The organism is Vibrio nigripulchritudo (assembly GCF_027924785.1).
Classification (GTDB): Bacteria; Pseudomonadota; Gammaproteobacteria; order Enterobacterales; family Vibrionaceae; genus Vibrio; species Vibrio nigripulchritudo.
In genome coordinates this window covers 817,480-838,918 of record NZ_AP027049.1, presented here as the reverse complement: position 1 = coordinate 838,918, position 21,439 = coordinate 817,480, and the positions used below count along the sequence as shown (strand labels likewise).

Sequence of the window (21,439 nt, the reverse complement as noted above, 5' to 3'; positions counted from 1 at the left end):
GTTAGGAGTCATCGAGACCGAGACTCTCTCTTATCACTGTTAGTTTCGCTGGCTCACCTTGTTCAGCGGCACTTTGCAGAGCACGAGTGGGAGCGTGAATTAACTTGTTTGTCAGTTTGTTGCTCAATTCAACAAGAATTTTTTCTGGGTCACCACCAGATGCGAGCGATTGCAGGCTTCTTGTTAACAACTCCTCTCGGATGGAGTTGGCTGAATCACGGTAATCACGAATACTGTCTACCGCTTGCAATGAACGCAGCCATGTCATGAATGACGCGCTCTCTTCTGCGACTATCGCTTCCGCCTGAATGGCTTCGACTTTGCGCTGCTCTATATTCTTATCAACAATAGATTGAAGATCATCCACTGTATATAAGTAGGCATCGTCCAATTCAGAAACTTGAGCTTCTACATCTCTGGGCACCGCGATATCTACAATCAGCATAGGCTGATGCCTGCGGGCTTTTAAAGCCGTTTCTACCATTCCTTTCCCTATGATCGGCAGGGGGCTTGCTGTGGAGCTGATAACAATATCAGCTTTCGGCAAATGATCCGGTATTTCCGGCAGACTGATCACCGACGCGCCGAAATCATCCGCTAACGTCTGAGCACGTTCTCGCGTTCGGTTGGCCACTATCATGTTGCGACAGCCATGCCCGTCCAGGTGTTTTGCGACGAGCTCAATGGTCTCACCTGCACCTACAAGCAAGGCAGTCGTATCTTCAATCGATTCGAAGATATGCTTGGCTAACGTACATGCGGCATAAGCAACGGAAACGGCATTTCCACCGATTTCCGTTTCGGTACGCACTCGCTTAGCAACAGAAAAAGCTTTTTGGAACAGCTTCTCCATCGTTGCATCGACGGCTTTACCATCTCTGGCATCCGAAAACGCCTGCTTTACCTGCCCCAGAATCTGCGGTTCACCTAAAACAAGGGAATCCAAACCACAAGCCACCCTCATCAAGTGCTTGATGGCAGACTGTTCTTCGTGGATATAAAGGCTAGGCATCAGATCGGCAGATCCAACACCATGGAAGTCAGTTAACCAGTCGATTATCTGACCTTTCCCCGCGTTTTTAACATCGCAGTAAATTTCAGTGCGGTTACAGGTTGATAGGATCACGCCGCCGTTGATGCTCGCTCGGTTAGCAATCTCAGATAGTGCCTGAGTCAGTTTGTCGGGAGAAAAAGCGATCTTTTCTCGCAATTCGACTGAGGCCGTATTGTGATTGATACCAATGGCAAGCAAAGACATGTAGTGAGAGATCTCTGTCCGAAAATACTGTAAGAGTTGGAATTTTACTTTATGGAAGCACCTATTTAAAGGGGGGATTTAAACACTCTGTTAATAAAATGGTATAGTGAGCGCCGAATCAGTGTTACGTGGAGCAAAGTTTGACTAATTCATTCCATTCACCTACTGCTATGCGCCTTTTATCTTTTACTAAGGCACGTGCCTTCCTGACCTTACTTTTTACCTTGTTTTTAAGCGCCTGTACCACATTACCCGAGGTATCAGACCAACCGGTCGACTGGGTTAACCATCAGGAAAAACTGGAAACCCTGCAAAACTATGCACTCACAGGGAAAATGGCTTACATCGGAAAAGATAGACGTCAAAGCCTGAATTTCTATTGGAAAAAAAGTCCAGACTCCGAAGAACTCCGCCTGACAACCTTGCTTGGGCAAACCGCTCTACTCCTCACCGTTGACGAAACAGGTGCTACCGTTGTAAACCACGAAGGTGAAACATTTCGTCATGTTAGCAGCAATATCCTAGTATACAGGCTTACGGGGTTGAGTATTCCTGTTGACCAGTTAAGTGAATGGGTTAAAGGTTCACCTTTTGGCGCAGATTACTATGAACTGAACGAGTCCAATACGCTTAGTGTCCTCTCTAAGCAGATTAACGGACAACCGTGGGACATGACTTTCAACCGCTATACCGAAGAGAGCGGATATGTACTGCCCTCTAGCCTGACCCTTAAACAAGACCAGACAAAAATAAAAATCGCCGTTTCGAAATGGATTGTTTCTCAATGATTTCTCGCAAAACTACTTGGCCTTCTCCCGCCAAACTGAACCTTTTCCTCTATATCACTGGTCAGCGCCCGAATGGATACCATGAGCTACAGACGCTATTTCAGTTTATCGATCATGGTGACGAGCTGGTTATCCACGCAAATCAGACAGGCGAAATCACGCTAACTCCAGAGATTGAAGGGGTTTCTCTTGAAGACAATCTCATCTGGAAAGCAGCGACTGCATTGCAAAACAAAGCAGGGTGCCAGCTTGGTGCACATATAGAACTGGATAAAGTATTGCCAATGGGTGGTGGTATTGGTGGCGGGTCTTCTAACGCTGCAACCACTCTGGTGGCTCTGAACTATCTGTGGCAAACCAATTTAGGCGATGATGAACTTGCCGATATCGGTTTAGCGTTGGGGGCTGATGTCCCGGTATTTGTTCGCGGTCATGCGGCATTTGCTGAAGGCGTCGGAGAAGAGTTGTATTCTGCTGAGCCAGAAGAAAAAGTGTATCTGGTTATCAGACCGAATGTGTCGATTGCCACAGCCGACATTTTCACTCACCCACAATTGACAAGAAACACACCAAAACGAGATCTGGCAACGCTTCTTGACACACCATACGAAAACGATTGCGAAAAAATCGTTCGAATACTCTATCCTGAGGTTGATAAGCAACTTTCATGGCTGCTACAATACGCGCCGTCAAGATTGACGGGCACCGGATCATGCATTTTTGGCGAATTTTCGAGCAAAAAAGAAGCAAATTCAGTGCTCTCTCAGCTACCAAATGATGTACATGCATTTGTGGCTGCAGGCGTAAATCTTTCGCCTCTAAAAGAAAGATTGGCCGGGTACCAATCGGCCGACTCACAATCTATCTAAAACTGGACGCAAACCTGAGGTTTCTACCGTGCCTGATATGAAGCTATTTGCTGGTAACGCTACACCTGAACTAGCCCAACGTATTGCTGATCGTCTATACATCTCACTAGGTGACGCAACTGTTTCACGTTTTTCAGATGGCGAAGTCGCTGTCCAAATTAACGAAAACGTTCGTGGTAGTGATGTATTCATCATCCAATCGACTTGTGCACCAACCAACGACAACCTAATGGAGTTGGTGGTAATGATTGATGCGATGCGCCGTGCTTCAGCGGGCCGTATTACAGCAGTTATCCCTTACTTCGGTTACGCTCGCCAAGACCGTCGTGTGCGTTCTGCTCGTGTGCCAATCACTGCTAAAGTTGTTGCAGACTTCCTTTCTAACGTTGGTGTTGACCGCGTTCTTACTATCGACCTTCACGCAGAACAGATTCAGGGCTTCTTCGATGTTCCTGTAGACAACATCTTCGGTACGCCAGTACTGCTAGAAGACATGCGTGCTCGTGGTCTGGAAGATCCGGTTGTCGTTTCTCCTGACCTTGGCGGTGTTGTACGTGCTCGTGCAACGGCAAAAGCTCTGGACGATACAGACATCGCTATCGTTGATAAGCGTCGTCCTCGCGCCAACGTTTCTGAAGTAATGAACCTAATTGGTGATGTGGAAGGTCGTGACTGCGTCATCGTTGACGACATGATCGACACTGGTGGTACATTGTGTAAAGCGGCTGAAGCTTTGAAACAACGTGGTGCTAAGCGAGTATTTGCTTACGCGACTCACGCTGTATTCTCTGGCAACGCTGCGGAAAACATTGCGAATTCAGTGCTGGACCAAGTGATCATCACTGACTCCATCGAATTGCCTCAAGAAATGGCGGCAACAGGCAAAGTAACTCAGCTTACTCTGTCTAGCATGCTGGCTGAAGCGATTCGTCGTATTAGCAATGAAGAGTCTATCTCTGCAATGTTCAACTAAGAACAGTCTTTTTAAAATGCCCCGCTCAAATGCGGGGCATTTTTTTATCTATCGATCGCCCTCAAACCTTTGCACATACAGGGAATCGACATCCTGTCGCCTAACAAGTTTGAAGTGTGCTATCATAGCGCGCTTTTTGATTATGCAGAGAGACCATTACCTTGAGTCAGACCATAAAACTTCTGGTTGGATTAGCGAATCCGGGTCCAGAATACGCAAGAACCCGACATAATGCAGGGGCTTGGGCAGTAGAAGAATTAGCGCGGGTACACAACGTAACCCTAAAAAATGAAGCAAAATTTTTCGGACTCACTGGTCGAATCATGGTTGATGGACAAGATCTCCGTTTACTGATCCCCACGACCTTTATGAACTTGTCTGGCAAAGCTGTTGCGGCACTTGCCAAGTTTTACCAAATTAAGCCAGAAGAGATCATGGTGGCACACGATGAACTCGACATGCCTCCCGGTGTGGCTAAATTCAAAAAAGGTGGCGGTCATGGCGGGCATAACGGTCTGAGAGACATCATCAGTAAACAAGGCAATAACAAAGATTTCTATCGTCTTCGGATTGGCATTGGTCATCCGGGGCACAAAGATAAAGTGGCGGGCTATGTATTAGGCAAAGCCCCATCCAAAGAGCAAGAATGCATAGATGCAGCGGTGGACGAATCGGTTCGCAGCTTAGATATCTTGCTCAAAGACGGACTCACTAAAGCACAAAATCGCTTACACACGTTCAAAGCTGAATAAGGTTACTATCATGGGTTTTAAATGTGGCATCGTTGGTTTGCCAAACGTTGGTAAATCGACTCTGTTTAACGCACTGACTAAAGCAGGCATCGAAGCAGCAAACTTTCCGTTCTGTACAATCGAGCCAAACACAGGCGTAGTACCTGTTCCTGATCTGCGCCTAGACGCGCTGGCAAAAATCGTTAACCCTCAGAAAATTCTTCCAACCACGATGGAATTTGTCGACATCGCGGGCTTGGTTGCAGGTGCATCCAAAGGTGAAGGTCTGGGTAACAAATTCCTGGCAAACATCCGTGAAACTGATGCGATTGGTCACGTAGTTCGTTGTTTTGAGAATGAAAACATCGTTCACGTTGCAGGTAAAGTATCCCCAATCGAAGACATCGAAGTGATCAACCTTGAACTGGCAATGGCTGACCTGGATTCTTGTGAGCGTGCTATTCAACGTAACGCGAAGAAAGCGAAAGGTGGCGACAAAGACGCGAAGTTCGAACTTACTGTTCTTGAAAAACTGCTGCCAGTTCTGACTGAAGGTGGTATGGCTCGTACTGTTGAATTAGCAAAAGAAGAGCTGGCTGCGATCGGTTACCTGAACTTCCTGACGCTAAAACCAACCATGTACATCGCAAACGTAAACGAAGACGGCTTTGAAAATAACCCATATCTTGATGCGGTTCGCGAATTTGCAGAAAAAGAAAACAACGTGGTTGTGCCTGTGTGTGCGGCTATCGAATCTGAACTTTCAGAGCTGGACGATGAAGATCGCGAAGAGTTCCTTGCCGACATGGGTATCGAAGAACCAGGTCTGAACCGAGTGATCCGTTCAGGTTACGAGCTTCTGACTCTACAAACTTACTTCACTGCTGGTGTTAAAGAAGTACGTGCATGGACCATTCCTGTTGGTGCAACCGCGCCTCAGGCAGCTGGTAAGATTCATACTGACTTCGAAAAAGGCTTCATTCGTGCGGAAGTGGTTGGATACGACGATTACATCCAGTACAACGGTGAAAGTGGTGCAAAAGAAGCAGGTAAATGGCGCTTAGAAGGTAAAGAATACATTGTAAAAGATGGTGACGTAGTTCACTTCCGCTTCAATGTTTAAGCGTTTACTTCAATAATCCAACGCAAAAGTGTTCAAAAAGCCAACAATCTTGTTGGCTTTTTTTAGTTAGCGATACCTATAATCCCGATTTCTTACCTTTATAAACCTCAGTCTGTGCTTAAATCACGGCACTTTTAGATCAGAAATACGTCTCTTTGCTTAAAAAAAGCCCGAACAATTCTAAAATTGCAATTTATTAAAAAAAACTGTTGACGGTTTTCGGTCATATCCGCATAATGCGCTCCGTTCTCGACGATAAGGCGACTTAGAAACGAGAGCAAAAATTTGGAAAATGGCTACGTAGCTCAGTTGGTTAGAGCACATCACTCATAATGATGGGGTCACAGGTTCGAATCCCGTCGTAGCCACCATTTCCTAAGCGCTTTTTACAGAGCTTTTAGGAAATAATGCGGAAGTGGCGGAATTGGTAGACGCACCAGATTTAGGTTCTGGCGCCGCAAGGTGTGAGAGTTCAAGTCTCTCCTTCCGCACCATTATTTAGAGTGAACATCACACTCGCAGTTGGGCTATCGCCAAGCGGTAAGGCAGCGGCTTTTGATGCCGCCATTCCCTGGTTCGAATCCAGGTAGCCCAGCCATTATTTCTTCTGTCGAAATCTTTTTAAATTTTCGGTAGAAGTGGAGTTGAGATTGTATTATATTGTCTCGCTCGAAAAACATGGCTACGTAGCTCAGTTGGTTAGAGCACATCACTCATAATGATGGGGTCACAGGTTCGAATCCCGTCGTAGCCACCATACAATTGTTATTGGCTTTTACCAATTAGCGGATAACAAGATAGAAAATTTGAGACGCGGAAGTGGCGGAATTGGTAGACGCACCAGATTTAGGTTCTGGCGCCGCAAGGTGTGAGAGTTCAAGTCTCTCCTTCCGCACCATCTCAAACTATTCTATCAAAACAAATTCATGCGGAAGTGGCGGAATTGGTAGACGCACCAGATTTAGGTTCTGGCGCCGCAAGGTGTGAGAGTTCAAGTCTCTCCTTCCGCACCATGAATTGTTCTCTTTAGAAATAAAGAGCGTGAGATTGACACGCTAAACAATCAGTTGGGCTATCGCCAAGCGGTAAGGCAGCGGCTTTTGATGCCGCCATTCCCTGGTTCGAATCCAGGTAGCCCAGCCATTATTCAACGTTATTGAGACTTTACCAATTGTCTTGATGACTACAGATTAAGTTGCGGAAGTGGCGGAATTGGTAGACGCACCAGATTTAGGTTCTGGCGCCGCAAGGTGTGAGAGTTCAAGTCTCTCCTTCCGCACCATTATTCAGAGTGAACATCACACTCGCAGTTGGGCTATCGCCAAGCGGTAAGGCAGCGGCTTTTGATGCCGCCATTCCCTGGTTCGAATCCAGGTAGCCCAGCCATTACAACGTCTGATTGACTCACCAATTATCAATCAAGACTACAAACTTGTTGCGGAAGTGGCGGAATTGGTAGACGCACCAGATTTAGGTTCTGGCGCCGCAAGGTGTGAGAGTTCAAGTCTCTCCTTCCGCACCATTATTTAGAGTGAATATCACACTCGCAGTTGGGCTATCGCCAAGCGGTAAGGCAGCGGCTTTTGATGCCGCCATTCCCTGGTTCGAATCCAGGTAGCCCAGCCATTATTAAGAATTGAAGTTCAAAACATTGAGTTTCAAGTCAAAACAGTATATAAACTAATCCGTTGCGGTGGTGGCGGAATTGGTAGACGCGCTAGCTTCAGGTGCTAGTGTCCGAAAGGACGTGAGGGTTCAAGTCCCTCCCTCCGCACCAACAGTTTATTTAGTAGGGCTATCGCCAAGCGGTAAGGCAGCGGCTTTTGATGCCGCCATTCCCTGGTTCGAATCCAGGTAGCCCTGCCACTAATTACAACGTTGTTGAGATTTTACCAATTATCTTGATAACTACAGATTTTGTTGCGGAAGTGGCGGAATTGGTAGACGCACCAGATTTAGGTTCTGGCGCCGCAAGGTGTGAGAGTTCAAGTCTCTCCTTCCGCACCATTATTCAGAGAGTGGCTACGTAGCTCAGTTGGTTAGAGCACATCACTCATAATGATGGGGTCACAGGTTCGAATCCCGTCGTAGCCACCATTTACAACGTCTGACTAATTCACCAATTATTGGTCAAGACTACAAAATTTGTTGCGGAAGTGGCGGAATTGGTAGACGCACCAGATTTAGGTTCTGGCGCCGCAAGGTGTGAGAGTTCAAGTCTCTCCTTCCGCACCATTATCTGAAACCCACCTTTTGGTGGGTTTTCTCTTTTCTGACGAATCACTTCTCATTCATTTATCTGTTTCTTTGGTCTGATTCTCATTCTTTACTCGTCAAGAAAGCTTTCTATTGCGCTTCACCATTAACCCTTAGGATCATGGTTGCCATAAAACTTATGAAGGCAACATAGCATGGCAAATACTCAATCCATTTTAATTGGCAGTTACACCCAGTCTATTGGCGCAATGACTGGAGAAGGAAAAGGCATCTCTGTTGTAGAGCTGAATACCGAGACAGGTGAACTTCTTAACCTTGAGTTGCTTTCTGACTCCCCCAACCCCGCCTATTTAACTTTGGCTGATGAACGTCTTTTCTCCATCAACGAATTTGCTTCTGGTGAAGGCGCAGGTATTACGGTTTTTGAAAGAATTGATGAGCATTTAACACTAACCGACCATTTAGCCATTCAGGGTGATTATCCTTGCCATGTTGCAATGAATAGCGATGGTTCTCGCGTCATTGCATCTAACTATGGCAGCGGAAACTTTTCTCTGTTTTCTCATAGCGAAGGGAAGATAGAGCTGATTCATACCATCCAACACCACGGCACGGGTTCTAATGCTGACAGGCAGGAAGGTCCACACGCCCACTTTGCCTGTTTTCTTAACCATACGGCGGAGCTTGTAACCGTTGATCTGGGTATTGACCGTGTGAGCTTTTATCCGCTGACACCTTCAGGTATCGACGAGTCAAACGCACAGCATGTTTCAACTCCTCCGGGTAGTGGACCAAGGCACCTTATTCTTACGAAAGATGAGAAAACCGCTTATGTACTTTGTGAGTTGTCTGAGGAAGTGCTGGTACTGAAAAAAGAAGAATCTGAGCAGTGGGCCTTGGTTTCTAAAATCACCCCTTTTCCCCCTCATGACGAAGGCGGAGCCGCCGCCGCAATCCGTTTATCACCTGACGAGAAATTTGTTTATGTTTCCGGAAGGCAGCAATCCGTGATTGTTTGCTTAAAAGTGGAATCCGATGGAAGTTTAACAGCAGTACAAACCATCTCTTCTGGTGGTTTAAATCCGAGAGATTTCAATATTACGGCAGACGGAAAGTGGCTCATTTCAGCCAATCAGGACACCAACAATGTGCTTTCTTATCGTCGAAATGCGGAATCTGGTGAGCTAGAGGCGACGGGGTATAGTATCTCGACTGGCAACCCCGTCTGTATTGCATTTTAAAGACCTAATGCATAGCGCAGCACCTGCTGCTTAACTGGACCGGAGCGCTCTGCCAGTTTCAGGGCTGCGTTTCGTGCAAAGGCAAGGGGTGGAAACGTCTCTTTGAACACTTTGTAAAACACGTCCATCCCAGTTTGCATCAGCAGATTGTCGCGCTTTCTTTCTGACTGGTAGCCCGATAACGCTTGCTCTGTCATTCCGAGATCCGCTGTAAAGTCGAGAAGGGCCTTTACGTCCTTAAATCCTAAATTCACCCCCTGCCCCGCCAGTGGGTTAATGGTATGAGCTGCGTCACCCACCAATACGCATCCTTTCTGGAAATAAGACTGCGCATGACGACGGGTCAAAGGAAACGCTCCTGCCTGCTCGACTTCTATCTTACCCAGCTCTGCAGGAAACGACGTCATAATCGCTTCGGCGAGTTGCTGGTGGTTCATAGCCAACAAAGCGCGAATTTTTTCAGGAGAGTCGTACCATACGACAGAACCCTGATGCCCGGTTAAAGGCAAAAATGAACGTGGACCGGATGAAGTGAACTGCTGCCAGGTAATATCCTGCTGAGGTTTAGCGGTTTTAACATTGACCAGCATGCAGTGCTGGCGGTAATCCCACGCTGTTACACCGATTTTAGCAAGATCTCTGACTTTAGAGTTTGCCCCATCGGCACCGACCACCCAGTTCGCCTGAATCGATTCACCACTGGACAGTTTGACAATACGATGGTCAGAGTGGTCTTCAACCGACTCCAACCCTTCTGGACACATCAGTGTGATGTTCTCCATGCCTGCCATCACCTTCCAAATACCTAGCTGCACCAGTCTGTTTTCGACGATGAAGCCCAGCTGATCCATGTTTAAGCTATCTGAATGAAAACGGGTTCGGCAATCTGGCATATCCCAGGTTTCGAGCCGCTTGTATGGGCAAGCACGCATGGATTCGATGAACTTCCAGGCACCAAGACCTTCAAGAAAATTCACCGATGCCTGAGAGATCGCAGACACTCGCAAGTCCATTGGCTGGTTTGCATCAAACTCTTTAGGTTGCTGATATTCCACAACGGCGACTCGTTTACCTTGCCTGGCAAATCCAACCGCAACGGCAGCACCCACCATGCCACCACCAATAACCGCGATGTCGAACTGTTTCATAGTTAATCCAGATAGCGCTAATTGCTTCAATTTCACTATTTTACTTCCGTAACCAGTAAACCGTCCACGACCAGTTCAGGAATCACGTCACTCTTTCCGATCAATACTGAGCACAAATGATCATTTGTGATAATTTTGTAATTTAAAGGTGAATAAATTGATCATTTAAAGCGCTTGCCATAGATAATAGTGGTCATTGTTTCACCAACCAATACACCAATCATGAATCAGCGACTTCGCGAACAGGCAATTTTACACGTACTGGAAAACCGTCGAAATGTGACGATTTCTCAGCTCGTGCAGGAATTTCCTCAAGTTGCGAACGTCACTATCCGTCGAGATGTCGCCAGACTGGCGAAACGAGGAAAGCTAGAACGTTCACATGGCGCCGTTCATGCTGTAAAAACGCCAACCCTCCCCAAAGCAGAGCAAAACGAAGTCGGGCTTCGTGAAGTCGATGCCTTGATTCTTCCCCCTATTCACGAACCCTGGGGGGAACTCATTAAACAGCGCGCTTTGGCAGAAGGGCTTCCAATCCTGTCGGAGTCTGCGCCCGACTCTCAATGCACCTACATTGGACCTGACAATCTGGAAGTGGGTTATCAGCTTGGTACTTTTGCGGCAAGAGAGCTTAATGATGCTGGGGTACATGAAGCCAACCTGTTGCTGATTAATCATACTCAATTATCGAACACCCAGCAGAGAACCAAAGGTTTCCTACGTGGATTCCACCAGCAGTATTTGGGTGAGGCAACCACTCTGTCAGTCGATGGGTTTGGTCACTACCGCACAGCGTTGCGACAGGTTCAGGATGCCATTGCAACTCACCCTGAAATCAATGTGCTGTTTGGTGTAAATGATCATTCGATACTGGCAGGGCTGGAAGCGACAAAAGGTCATAGTGACATCTACGCCTATTCCGTAGGACTGGAAGGCGACGATTTACTTGATGAGCTGACCTATGGAAATCGCCTCCACGCCTGCGTTGCCCTGTATCCTGAATTGGTTGGCTATATGGCAGCTCATACCACAGCAAAACTGGTTGCCGGGCAACCCTCTCAGCCTGTGCTAACCCCCTTTGATATTCTGACCGGGAAAGACGTGCATACTCGCTTTACCCGGCAGAATGATCACTGGGTATTGAAAAAAACGCTTCATGAAATGGCAGGAAAGGAATTCACGCCACACTCAGGAGCAGGAAAGAAAGCTAGGGTCATGTTCGTCCCACACTACATTGACCACAGCTGGTATCGGAAATTAGCCAAGAGTCTTGAAGCGGAGTGTGAGCAGCTAGAGCTGCATTGTGAGATCCAACCGCCAGAAATTCAGTTTCACAAAGAAGTTCAGCACGCTCGCGAACGCATTGCGCAGATGGCTATTCAAGTCCTCACTCGTGAAAGCAAAGTTTTTATCAACCACGGTGCTTTTGCGCTTCCTCTTGCGAATGCTTTGCGAGAAGCAGGCGGAAATCACACAGTTGTGACGAATTCTCTTGCTGTTTTCCAACTTCTAAAAAACAACGCCAATGATTTTCGCGTCATCTTGACTGGCGGAGAAACTCAGACCGACCATAGCGCACTTGTCGGTTCCGCATGCATCGCAGTACTTGAGCAGATGCGTGTCGACAAAGTCTTCCTGTCGGTTGATGGCATTTCTGCCAAATTTGGTATCAGCATGAACGATGAAGCCAGCTCTCAAGTGGCGAAATCTGCCATGCTTCGAGCTCACCAGACCATTGTTCTGGGTGAAGCCAGCCAAATGGGAGCGGAAGAAAATTATCTGATTGCTCCATTAGACACCATTACCGACGTGATGACGGATTTAGGCACTATTCCTGCTCAGCGATTAGAACTGGCGGCGAATGGTGTACGCGTTCACCTTGCCGAGGACTACCTTAAGTCCGACGACAAGACACATGCAGTGATGCAACATAAAAAACAAGGAGATAGTTTATGAAGCGTCTCACCACTCATCTGCACACCTTGTGTGCCGCTGTCAGCTTTGGGCTGATGGTGTCTGCTCCCGCAGCTATGGCAGAAGATATTACCATTCGCTTCTGGGATAACCAGCAAACCGAATCCGGTCTGAGCGAATACCAGAAAGCCTCTGTGGCGTTGTTTGAAAAGGAAAACCCGGGTATCAAAGTAGAAGTCACTACAGTGCCTTACCCTGAATACCAGCAAAGACTCCTCACGGCAGTCCGAAGCGGTAATGCACCAGACATTTCCACAGTCGACCAGATCTGGTTGGCAGCATTTGCCGAAGCTGGCGCCATTATCCCACTCGACAATAAGATGCAGTCCGCCTCAATGAACGCAGATCAGTTCTTTCCCGGAGCATGGTCATCCGTTCGCTACAAAGATAAAACTTGGGGCGTCCCATTTAATGTGGATGTGTGGCAGTTCAGCTACGTCAATAACGCGCTATTCAAGTCAGCAGGTATTGCGCCGGAATCCATCGTGACCTGGGACGGTCTGAAAAACGCCGCCAAAGCCCTGACCGATAAATCCAAAGGACAATATGGTGTTGGCTTATTTGGTCACAAAGGCGAAGACACGGTCGTCGTCGTAAACTCCTTTATCTTCTCTAATGGTGGTCAGGTTCTCGGCAAATCAGGGCAGTGCAAGCTAAACGAACAACCCGCTGTTGAAGCACTGGCGTATTTGCAAGATCTTGCGCAATACGCACCAAAAGGAATTTTGAATGCCTCAAGCGGAGACATGCGAGAGCTTTTCCTGAACGGTTCGCTTGCCATTGAGTTCTGGCCTGCGCTAGAGCAACCCACTCTGCAAAAATCCAATATTGACTGGGACTTCTTTAATGGTCATGCCCCGAAAGGCAAGAAAGCCGTGGGCACCTATGGCGGTTGGAATCTCGTGGTCTACCGTGGTTCTAAGCATCAGGAAGCGGCATGGAAGTTCGCTCAGTTCCTGACAAGGCAAGACATCAACGGCAAAGTGGTCGATCTGCTTCCTGCTAACGTTCAGGCTGCACAAGCTTTTGTCGGTGAGAATCGCAGCAAGCCAAACGACATCATTGAACATCTGAATAACGCGTCTCCTCGCCCGCTTTCTGCGCGCTACCTGGAAGTAGCGGACATTCAAATGGCAATGATTCAGGACTTGTTTGATGGAACGCCCGCTCAAAAAGCCGCGGATGCCGCATGCATCAAGATCAATCAGTTGTAACGAAAACGCTGGCGACGCCTCGTCGCCAGCCTGATGACACGGATGTTGTAATGAAGTACCAACGGAAGTTTGTATTCCCGGTCGCTATGATTGCACCAGCGGTCGCACTGATCGGAATACTGATGTACTACCCCATGTTTGGCACGTTTATCGAGAGCTTGTACACCACCTCTTTCATAAACCCCGAACCTGAGTTTGTTGGTTTTGAGCTTTATACCAAGCTCCTTTCACAAGATCAGTTCTGGCAAATCATTCAGAACTCTCTGGCATGGACGTTTGGGGTCATCCTGTTGCAAAACCTGTTTGGTTTCCTTGCAGCCTTGTTGCTGAACGAAAAGCTACCCGGGCAGGGGCTGATGCGCTCGCTGGTGCTTTTACCCTGGGTATTACCGGGAATTGTCGCGGCCATCCTGTGGCGCTTTATGTACGACCCTCAACTGGGTCTGATTAACTCGATGTTCCTTTCAACTAGCTTAATCGACGAAGCCGTAGCCTGGCTGGCCACACCTGAAACTGCGATGTTTGCCGTAGTGATTGCCGCAGTATGGAAAGGGTTCCCTTTCTCGACCGTCGTTTACCTTGCGGCATTGCAAAGCGTCGATAAGGAACAGATAGAAGCCTCCGTGGTGGATGGCGCAGGTCCGATTCGCCGCTTATTTGAAATCATCATTCCTGCGGTCAAACACGTCGTGGCGATTAATCTGCTTCTCACCGCCATTCTGACTTTTAACTACTTTGATATGGTCTGGGTGCTGACTCGTGGCGGTCCCAAAGACACCACCCACATTTTCCCAACCAAGATATTCGAACTGGGCTTCGGTCAATTCCGGTTCGGTGAAGCCGCCACTTACGGTGTGATGTCGATTCTGATTCTCGTGGTCTTACTGACTCTCTACTTCTGGTTGCAAAGGAGGGAGAGCCGATGAATACGAAGCGAATCGCCTTACTCGGATGCCAGTTAACCTTGGCGCTGGTCATTCTGCTTCCTATATTCTGGATGGTGTCGGTTTCCCTTAAGCCCTCCACAGAGGCATTTGCTATTCCCGCCAAGCTCTGGCCAGACAGCCCGACACTGGAAAACTACAGCAACGCTTTTCGCCCTGAATTTCGCCAGTACTTTCTAAACAGTGTGATCATTTCCCTAAGCACACTTCTTATCTCTACCAGTCTGGCCTTAATGGCAGCCTATGCCTTCACACGTTTTCAGCTTCGAATCATGGCGGCGTTTTTGGGGTTAATTCTGGTGTCACAGATGTTCCCATCCAGTGCCATCATCATTCCCATTTACAAAATGATGGACGACGCCGGATTATTGAACACTCGGCTTTCACTCGTTATCGCTTACATCACCATCACCCTTCCGGTTGCCACCTGGATGTTAAAAGGGTTTATGGAAAATATCCCATCCGTTCTGGATGAAGCTGCCGCAATGGACGGAGCCAAACCGCTGCGCACTTTCTTAGAAATCGTGCTGCCTTTATGCCGACCCGGCGTGATTGCCACCAGCGTTTACATCCTGATCGTCACCTGGCAGGAGTTTCTGTTTGCCCTGTCGTTCACCACCACTCAGGAGATGCGGACATTGCCCGTAGGAATGAACGATTTCATTGGTCAGTACGGCATTCGATACGGGGAGCTCATGGCAAGCTCCGTGATGATTTCATTACCAGTTGTGGTGGTGTTCTTCTTTCTTCAAAAGCATTTCGTCGCAGGTCTCACTGCTGGCTCTGTCAAAGGATGACCCTATGGAAAAGACCTTTCAATATCTGACTCTCACCTCTCCTGCTAAGCACGTGGCTTTGATTACCTTCAATCGCCCCGAGAAACTCAATGCACTTTCTGAAACCATGCAGCTAGAGCTCTTTGAAGCGCTCGATATCGTCGAACAAGACAGTGCCACACGGGTTGTGATGTTTACCGGAAGCGGCAATAAAGCCTTTGTTGCCGGAGCAGATATCAATGAGTACCGAGGTTTGCAGATCAAAAAGTTTAACGACTACCAGCTCAAAGGCAGAGAAGCCTTCGAGAAAATTGAACAGTTGCCTAAGCCCACCATCGCCTTGGTGAATGGTTTCGCAATGGGTGGCGGATTCGAAATCGCCCTCTCCTGCGACCTGCTAATAGCCTCTGATAATGCTCAGATGGGATTGCCTGAAGGGTTACTGGGGCTCTGCCCTGGTGGTGGAGGTACGCAGCGCTTGCTACGTGCAGTAGGCAAAGCCGTCACGATGGACGTCCTGCTTTCGGGTAAACGAATCAAAGCAGATGAAGCACTGCGTCTTGGTCTCGCCTCTCAAATCTGCTCTCAAGATGCCTTGCTTGAAGAGGGGCTGAAAAAAGCCAGTTACCTGTTAAAAGTGTCGCCTGTCTCTCAAGCCACAATGAAGAAGCTAGTGCGCAATGGTTTCGATACCCCTTTGGAGTCTGGGCTCAGTTGGGAGCAGGCATCGTTACTTCAACTTTATTGCTCTGAGGATGGGCAGGAAGGGGTTGCGGCGTTTCTGGATAAACGTACGCCAGCGTTTGATGTGAGCTCTGAGATAACTGACTCCTCAGGAGGGAAAAATGGACAATAACACGCTCAAAGGTGAGGTGGCGGTGGTAACAGGTGGCGCGGAAGGCATCGGATTTGCCTGTGCCCAGAACCTGGCAGAGCAAGGGGCAACCGTTATTCTGGCGGACATCAATTCAGAAAAAGGGAAAGCATCAGCCAGGGAACTTCAAAGCAAAAGGCTGGATGCGTATTTTGTCGAGACTGATGTATCCAGTTCTGACTCGATGGAGTCTTTGTTTGACTGGATTCACGCTCAGGGCTGGCTGGTCAGCATCATGGTCAACAACGCCGCGGTCGCCTTGTCCGGGGACGCGGTGGATATTCCAGAAGAAACGTGGAACCGGGTACTGAACACCAACCTTTCTGGTGTCTGGCGTGGTATTCGACTCTCAGTGCCCGACATGAAGAAACGCGGTGGAGGCAATGTCGTAAACATCAGCTCGGCTCAGTCGTTTGCTGGTTTTCACGGCTGGAGTGCGTATGCAGCAGCCAAAGGCGGAATCAATGCGCTCACTCGACAGGCAGCCATTGATTTTGCACCTAATAACATTCGTATTAATGCGGTCGCCCCCGGCACCATCATGACGCCAATGAATGAAAAGATTTTTGAAGAGGTGGACGACGCCGATGCGTTGCGTCAACGCTGGAATGATATTCACCCCATCGGGCGGTTCGGTCAGCCGGAAGAAGTAGCACAGGCGGTGAGTTTTCTGGCGACCAAACAATCGAGTTTCATCACAGGGCAGATCATCATCGCGGATGGTGGATTGCTGGTTAAGGGGGACTGATGGCTAAAGTACTGAAAAATGATCATGTTGAGCTGACTTTCAAAGAAGAAGGTGGGCATCTCGATCACCTGACTTTCTCCGATGATGGCGAAAAATTCTCCCCCATGCACCGAGCACCTTGGATGGGCAAATTAACGAGTGAACATCCTGTTATTTTGCAGCAGCTCTCTGGTGATTTTTTCTGTGCGCCGTTTGGAGAAAGTGACTTTGAGTCGGCTCCACCTCATGGCTGGAGCAGCAATGGAGACTGGCGCGTCAAGTCGCACAACGACACTTACTTAAGCGCAAAGCTAGAGCAAACCATTTACGGTGCCACCCTGACCAAACGCATTGTGCTGCAGGAAGACTCACCATTTGTGTATCACCTGCATGAATTTGAAGGGGGCAAAGGAGCTATTCCTGTCAGCTACCACGCGATGCTCAAATGCGCTTCGCCTGTCACACTCTCCTTTTCTCCCTTTACTTTGGGTTTCACCATTGATGAAACCTTAGAGCCAGACCCGACGCTAGGGCGCTCGCTGCTTAAATACCCGCAAACCTTTAAACAGCTAGAACGTGTAGAACTTGCAGAGGGGCAATTTGCCGATTTAAGCGTCTACCCGTGGAACCAAAGCCATGAAGACATTCTCCATTTGATGACTTCCAGACATCAGAACTGGAGCTGGTCTGCGGCACTTTGTAGGGATGAAGGCTGGCTGTATCTGGCAATAAAACCCAGTGCTTCATTGCCACAAACGACTTTATGGCAAAGCCATGGCGGGCGTGACTACCCACCGTTTAGCAGTACCCATACCCACGTATTGGGGATTGAGGAAGGCAATGCTTATTCCCACTTAGGGCATAAAGCCTCAGTGTCTTCGAACCCCATCAACCAACAAGGCTATTCAACCGCTCTGCCACTTTTACCGGGCACCAAGACTCGCGTTGGATATGCATTTGGCGTGCTCAAAGCCAATACCGACTGGCACCGCGTTCAGACTGTAGAAGTAACCGATGACCGAGTGGTCATTACTGGCGATACAGGCACGCAAAGAGAAGTGATGTTTCATTCATCGCTTCTGACTTTTTCCGACACCAGCGATATATGAAGGATGAACTATGGCTTCTGTCGAATTGAAACACTTATCGAAATCCTGGTCTTCCGTTGTAAGCGTCGATCAGTTAAATCTCAGCATTGAAGACAGGGAGTTCTTGGTGCTGCTCGGTCCGTCAGGTTGCGGGAAAAGCACCACCATGCGAATGATCGCCGGGCTGGAAACGCCATCAGAGGGCGACATTATTATTGATGGGAAGCGCGTCAACGATCTGCCCCCCAATGAGCGGGACTTAGCCATGGTGTTTCAAAGTTACGCCCTTTATCCACACAAAACCGTTCGCAACAACATCGACTTTCCTCTCAAAGTTCAGGGCTTGGAGAAATCCAAACGTCAGGTATTGATTCAACAAGTCGCCGAAAGAGTGGAACTGGAACATCTTTTAGAACGTAAGCCCGCTCAGCTTTCTGGCGGACAAAGGCAGCGCGTGGCCCTTGCCCGGGCGATTGTTCGTCAACCCAAACTGTTCCTGCTCGACGAGCCCCTTTCTAATCTGGATGCAAAATTGCGCTCCAGTATGCGCGCAGAGCTTAAAAAGCTGCAGGAAGAACTGGCGGTCACCACCATTTATGTCACCCATGATCAGGTGGAAGCCATGACCCTTGCCGATCGCATTGTGGTCATCAATCAAGGGCGAATTCAGCAGGTTGGCACACCAGAAGCCATTTACGACAAACCTAAGAACACCTTTGTTGCGACCTTTTTGGGCAACCCTCCGATGAACTTAATCCATCTTGATGAGACCATGCATCTGCACGCTCCGCAAGGTGCAGCGACGCTGGGTGTCCGCCCTGAAAATATTCAGTTGGTGCCAACGGAAAATGCCATGTTGAATGCCAGTGTTTCTTTGGTGGAGTTGCTTGGCGACAGCTATCTGTACACCTTAAAAACCGATAACCAAACCTTACTGGTGAAAACCACCAGAGACATGCACGCCAAAACGGGTGACACCATTGGCTTGCACTTTTCTCAGGAACATACCCATTGGTTTGATGCAGATGGTGAACGGATTGAACCTCAGTCTGAGAGGCTGCAATGAGCTTCAAAGGATTAACCTGGGATCATCCGCGAGGCTATCAGGCACTTCAAGCCAGCCTCGACTGGCAAGGCTGCCCTGTTGTTCAGTGGGATATTCAGCCTCTCTCTGGGTTTGAAGAAACCCCATTAGAGGAATTAGCCGATCAGTATGACTTGCTGGTCATAGACCACCCTCACCTTGGTCAGGCTGTTGAATCACAATGTCTGCAACCTCTGGATATGCTGTTTTCTCCAATGTGGCTGGAGGAGCTCAAAGCCTTGTGTATTGGTCAGTCGGCTCAAAGTTACTGGTACGACAGCCACTGCTGGGCGCTGCCACTGGATGCGTCCTCACAAATCATGGCATATCAGAAACAGGCAGAAGAGGCTGCGCTCAGTTTGGGTGGCTGGCAAGACTTGATCAAAGGGAATCTTAAGTATCAGCTTTGCCTTGCTGGTCCCCACCCGACACTTCAACTCTTAGCGATGACGTTAAGCTTAGATCCAAGCTTAAAGAGTGATGCGCTTTTTATTCCGGAAGATGAAGGGGTTGAGGCCCTTGGCCTGCTCAAGTCCGTATTCAAAAACAGCATCGAACCTAGCCGGGTTCTCAACCCGATAGAGCTGCTCGATACGCTCTCGTGTAGTGATTCTTTGGATCTATGCCCTTTTGTGTACGGCTACGTCAACTACAGCACTGAGTCATCAAATCTTTGTGTCACATCGCCACTCGGCGGCAAATCGATTTTAGGTGGAACGGGTATTGCCATCACAAAGCGTTGCACCGTCAATAACGACTTGCTGATTTACCTTAAAATGCTGCTGAGCCCAGATGTGCAGAGTGCTTTTATTCCGAATAATGGTGGTCAGCCCAGCTTTCAGTCTGCATGGTCTGAAGTGAATGTGAATCAGAATTCAAACCACTTCTATCAGAACGCATTTTCTACCGTCAACGGAGCACATTTGCGCCCTCGACATCCGGGATACACCCATTTTCAGGATGAAGCGGCGCATTTGATTCGACACTCACTGTTTAATGGTGAGCCTTCCAGATACACCATCAAAAAAATCAATCAACTCTATTCAAAAACTAAGGAACCCAACCATGGAACAGGCACTGAGTGATGTCACGATTCTGGATTTTTCCCAGTTACTGCAAGGTCCCTTTGCCACTCAGATGCTGGGTGATATGGGTGCAAACGTCATTAAAGTCGAAAGACCCGTCAGCGGTGATCTCTTTCGCTCAATGACGTTCAACAACCAGTGGGTAGGAGGCAAGGAAAGCCCTAACTTTCTGGCATGGAACCGTAACAAGCGCTCCATCGCGGTGAACTTAAAGTCGGAAGAGTCCAAAGCCATTTTGTATCGACTGGTGGAACAGGCAGACATTGTGGTGGAGAACTTTCGCCCCGGCGTTATGGACAGGCTAGGTTATGGATATGACGACCTCAAAGCCATCAACCCTAAACTCATCTACTGCTCAGGAACAGGTTATGGGGATTCCGGACCTTATGTTGAACGTCCGGGTCAGGATATGCTGGTTCAGGGTCTCACCGGACTGATGGCTGCAACAGGACAAGCCAGCCAGCCCCCTACTCCGGCAGGTTCTGGTTTTTCCGACCAAGTTGGGGCGATGAACATCGTCTATTCGGTTTTGTCGGCACTTTACTGGCGCGAGCGTTCAGGTAAGGGGCAGAAAATTGTCGTCAACCTTCTGGCAGGTATGCTGGCACATCAGGGACAGGAAATGCTGATGGCCATGAATTTCAATCAGGATTTTCAGCGACCCAATTCTGGTATTGGTCATCCTGGGATGGATGCCCCTTTTGGTACTTACCCCACCTCCGATGGCTGGGTCACCATTGCCATGAGCCCATTCAAAACGTTGGTCAAAGTACTTGGTGATGATAGCTTGCTGAAATACGATGATCCGGCAATTTTGTTTTATCAACGCGACACCATTTGGAACGAGATCGCCAAACGGACTCAGGCTTTTGATACTCAAACCTTAATGTCGATGATGCTGGCGGAAGATATCTGGTGCGGCGAAGTCAAATCTCATCTCGAGGCAGCAGACGATCCACAAGTAAAACATCTCGGATTGATTCAGGAATACCAACATTCGGTTGCCGGCTCAGTTAAATGCGTAGGTCCAGCCGTATCCATGTCGGAAACCCAACCCACCATTCAGCGTTCCGCTCCCACTGTTGGTGAACACACCAAAGAGGTATTGGCTGAATTTGGCTTTACAGATCAAGAAATTACAGATGCGTTGGCTTCTGGCTCCATTGCTTAACCAAGTCAAAATACAACAAACAGGCGTGCTCGTTCTGTAGCACGCCACTTCATCCACTTCTAAACAACTCCGTTGCTCTCAGCGTTAATACAACAAACGGTAAAATCGCAACCTTTAGATCCTGTTCCAATCTTCAACAATTTCCGTATTTTTT

At 48.3% G+C, this 21,439-nt stretch carries 18 protein-coding genes and 16 tRNA genes; 32 read left to right on the top strand and 2 right to left on the bottom strand.

Annotation, left to right across the window (positions count from 1 at the left end):
* Position 1 precedes the first annotated feature (1 nt).
* A complete protein-coding gene (gene hemA, locus QMG91_RS04090) occupies positions 2 to 1,258 on the bottom strand; it encodes a glutamyl-tRNA reductase (protein WP_004401508.1) in 1,257 nt (418 codons plus the stop codon).
* 140 nt (positions 1,259 to 1,398) lie between these two features.
* On the opposite strand from hemA, the gene lolB reads away from it, so the two are divergent.
* The 22 genes from lolB (at position 1,399) to QMG91_RS03980 (ending at position 9,200) form a co-directional block, all read left to right on the top strand.
* The gene (lolB, locus tag QMG91_RS04085) at positions 1,399 to 2,046 is read left to right on the top strand and encodes a lipoprotein insertase outer membrane protein LolB (RefSeq protein ID WP_281829052.1); all 648 of its coding nucleotides are present in this window, start codon (positions 1,399 to 1,401) and stop codon (positions 2,044 to 2,046) included.
* Complete coding sequence (ispE, locus tag QMG91_RS04080; protein WP_281829050.1) at positions 2,043 to 2,915, top strand: 4-(cytidine 5'-diphospho)-2-C-methyl-D-erythritol kinase; 873 nt, start codon at positions 2,043 to 2,045, stop codon at positions 2,913 to 2,915. Before lolB ends, ispE begins: the two co-directional genes overlap by 4 nt.
* A gap of 28 nt (positions 2,916 to 2,943) precedes the next feature.
* Positions 2,944 to 3,888, top strand: a complete 945-nt coding sequence (locus tag QMG91_RS04075; RefSeq protein ID WP_004401505.1) for a ribose-phosphate pyrophosphokinase — start codon at positions 2,944 to 2,946, stop codon at positions 3,886 to 3,888.
* Positions 3,889 to 4,049: 161 nt separating this feature from the next.
* Positions 4,050 to 4,640 carry an aminoacyl-tRNA hydrolase gene (pth, locus tag QMG91_RS04070; RefSeq protein WP_004401504.1) on the top strand — a complete coding sequence of 197 codons (591 nt, stop codon included), beginning with the start codon at positions 4,050 to 4,052 and terminating at the stop codon, positions 4,638 to 4,640.
* A gap of 10 nt (positions 4,641 to 4,650) precedes the next feature.
* Positions 4,651 to 5,742 (top strand): redox-regulated ATPase YchF, encoded by a 1,092-nt coding sequence (gene ychF, locus QMG91_RS04065; RefSeq protein WP_004401503.1) that lies wholly within the window; start codon positions 4,651 to 4,653, stop codon positions 5,740 to 5,742.
* Positions 5,743 to 6,036: 294 nt separating this feature from the next.
* Positions 6,037 to 6,113: transfer RNA gene (locus QMG91_RS04060), tRNA-Met, on the top strand.
* 38 nt (positions 6,114 to 6,151) lie between these two features.
* Positions 6,152 to 6,236, top strand: a tRNA-Leu gene (locus QMG91_RS04055).
* A gap of 29 nt (positions 6,237 to 6,265) precedes the next feature.
* A tRNA-Gln gene (locus tag QMG91_RS04050) sits at positions 6,266 to 6,340 on the top strand.
* Positions 6,341 to 6,422: 82 nt separating this feature from the next.
* Positions 6,423 to 6,499: transfer RNA gene (locus QMG91_RS04045), tRNA-Met, on the top strand.
* 56 nt (positions 6,500 to 6,555) lie between these two features.
* A tRNA-Leu gene (locus QMG91_RS04040) sits at positions 6,556 to 6,640 on the top strand.
* A gap of 30 nt (positions 6,641 to 6,670) precedes the next feature.
* Positions 6,671 to 6,755 (top strand) — tRNA-Leu (locus QMG91_RS04035).
* A 55-nt stretch (positions 6,756 to 6,810) separates the two neighbouring features.
* A tRNA-Gln gene (locus tag QMG91_RS04030) sits at positions 6,811 to 6,885 on the top strand.
* A 54-nt stretch (positions 6,886 to 6,939) separates the two neighbouring features.
* Positions 6,940 to 7,024 (top strand) — tRNA-Leu (locus QMG91_RS04025).
* 29 nt (positions 7,025 to 7,053) lie between these two features.
* Positions 7,054 to 7,128 (top strand) — tRNA-Gln (locus QMG91_RS04020).
* Between the two features lie 51 nt (positions 7,129 to 7,179).
* Positions 7,180 to 7,264, top strand: a tRNA-Leu gene (locus QMG91_RS04015).
* Between the two features lie 29 nt (positions 7,265 to 7,293).
* Positions 7,294 to 7,368, top strand: a tRNA-Gln gene (locus QMG91_RS04010).
* A gap of 64 nt (positions 7,369 to 7,432) precedes the next feature.
* Positions 7,433 to 7,519, top strand: a tRNA-Leu gene (locus QMG91_RS04005).
* A gap of 14 nt (positions 7,520 to 7,533) precedes the next feature.
* A tRNA-Gln gene (locus tag QMG91_RS04000) sits at positions 7,534 to 7,608 on the top strand.
* 56 nt (positions 7,609 to 7,664) lie between these two features.
* Positions 7,665 to 7,749 (top strand) — tRNA-Leu (locus QMG91_RS03995).
* Positions 7,750 to 7,762: 13 nt separating this feature from the next.
* Positions 7,763 to 7,839 (top strand) — tRNA-Met (locus QMG91_RS03990).
* A gap of 53 nt (positions 7,840 to 7,892) precedes the next feature.
* A tRNA-Leu gene (locus QMG91_RS03985) sits at positions 7,893 to 7,977 on the top strand.
* 176 nt (positions 7,978 to 8,153) lie between these two features.
* Positions 8,154 to 9,200, top strand: coding sequence for a lactonase family protein (locus tag QMG91_RS03980; RefSeq protein WP_281829045.1), 1,047 nt, complete (start codon positions 8,154 to 8,156; stop codon positions 9,198 to 9,200).
* Here the strand turns inward: QMG91_RS03980 and QMG91_RS03975 are convergent.
* Complete coding sequence (locus QMG91_RS03975) at positions 9,197 to 10,348, bottom strand: 2-octaprenyl-3-methyl-6-methoxy-1,4-benzoquinol hydroxylase (RefSeq protein WP_281829043.1); 1,152 nt, start codon at positions 10,346 to 10,348, stop codon at positions 9,197 to 9,199. The genes QMG91_RS03980 and QMG91_RS03975 overlap by 4 nt on opposite strands.
* 189 nt (positions 10,349 to 10,537) lie before the next feature.
* On the opposite strand from QMG91_RS03975, the gene QMG91_RS03970 reads away from it, so the two are divergent.
* From QMG91_RS03970 to QMG91_RS03925, 10 genes are read left to right on the top strand one after another with little or no spacing between them, the layout of a single operon-like run.
* A complete protein-coding gene (locus QMG91_RS03970; RefSeq protein WP_281829041.1) occupies positions 10,538 to 12,304 on the top strand; it encodes a substrate-binding domain-containing protein in 1,767 nt (588 codons plus the stop codon).
* Positions 12,301 to 13,536 (top strand): ABC transporter substrate-binding protein, encoded by a 1,236-nt coding sequence (locus QMG91_RS03965; protein ID WP_281829039.1) that lies wholly within the window; start codon positions 12,301 to 12,303, stop codon positions 13,534 to 13,536. The genes QMG91_RS03970 and QMG91_RS03965 overlap by 4 nt, the downstream gene beginning before the upstream one ends.
* Complete coding sequence (locus tag QMG91_RS03960; RefSeq protein WP_281829036.1) at positions 13,512 to 14,462, top strand: carbohydrate ABC transporter permease; 951 nt, start codon at positions 13,512 to 13,514, stop codon at positions 14,460 to 14,462. Before QMG91_RS03965 ends, QMG91_RS03960 begins: the two co-directional genes overlap by 25 nt.
* Positions 14,459 to 15,277: a carbohydrate ABC transporter permease gene (locus tag QMG91_RS03955; RefSeq protein WP_281829034.1), complete on the top strand. Its 819-nt coding sequence runs from the start codon at positions 14,459 to 14,461 to the stop codon at positions 15,275 to 15,277. Before QMG91_RS03960 ends, QMG91_RS03955 begins: the two co-directional genes overlap by 4 nt.
* Before the next feature lie 4 nt (positions 15,278 to 15,281).
* Positions 15,282 to 16,112, top strand: a complete 831-nt coding sequence (locus QMG91_RS03950; RefSeq protein WP_281829032.1) for an enoyl-CoA hydratase/isomerase family protein — start codon at positions 15,282 to 15,284, stop codon at positions 16,110 to 16,112.
* Positions 16,102 to 16,878 carry an SDR family NAD(P)-dependent oxidoreductase gene (locus QMG91_RS03945; protein ID WP_045962329.1) on the top strand — a complete coding sequence of 259 codons (777 nt, stop codon included), beginning with the start codon at positions 16,102 to 16,104 and terminating at the stop codon, positions 16,876 to 16,878. The genes QMG91_RS03950 and QMG91_RS03945 overlap by 11 nt, the downstream gene beginning before the upstream one ends.
* On the top strand, positions 16,878 to 17,966 hold the full coding sequence (locus QMG91_RS03940) for a hypothetical protein (protein WP_281829029.1): 1,089 nt from the start codon (positions 16,878 to 16,880) through the stop codon (positions 17,964 to 17,966). The genes QMG91_RS03945 and QMG91_RS03940 overlap by 1 nt, the downstream gene beginning before the upstream one ends.
* A gap of 10 nt (positions 17,967 to 17,976) precedes the next feature.
* Positions 17,977 to 19,011 (top strand): ABC transporter ATP-binding protein, encoded by a 1,035-nt coding sequence (locus QMG91_RS03935; protein ID WP_281829027.1) that lies wholly within the window; start codon positions 17,977 to 17,979, stop codon positions 19,009 to 19,011.
* A complete protein-coding gene (locus tag QMG91_RS03930; RefSeq protein WP_281870179.1) occupies positions 19,008 to 20,114 on the top strand; it encodes a type 2 periplasmic-binding domain-containing protein in 1,107 nt (368 codons plus the stop codon). Before QMG91_RS03935 ends, QMG91_RS03930 begins: the two co-directional genes overlap by 4 nt.
* Entirely contained in the window at positions 20,095 to 21,285 is a 1,191-nt protein-coding gene (locus QMG91_RS03925) for a CaiB/BaiF CoA transferase family protein (protein WP_281829023.1), read from the top strand. The genes QMG91_RS03930 and QMG91_RS03925 overlap by 20 nt, the downstream gene beginning before the upstream one ends.
* Positions 21,286 to 21,439 lie beyond the last annotated feature (154 nt).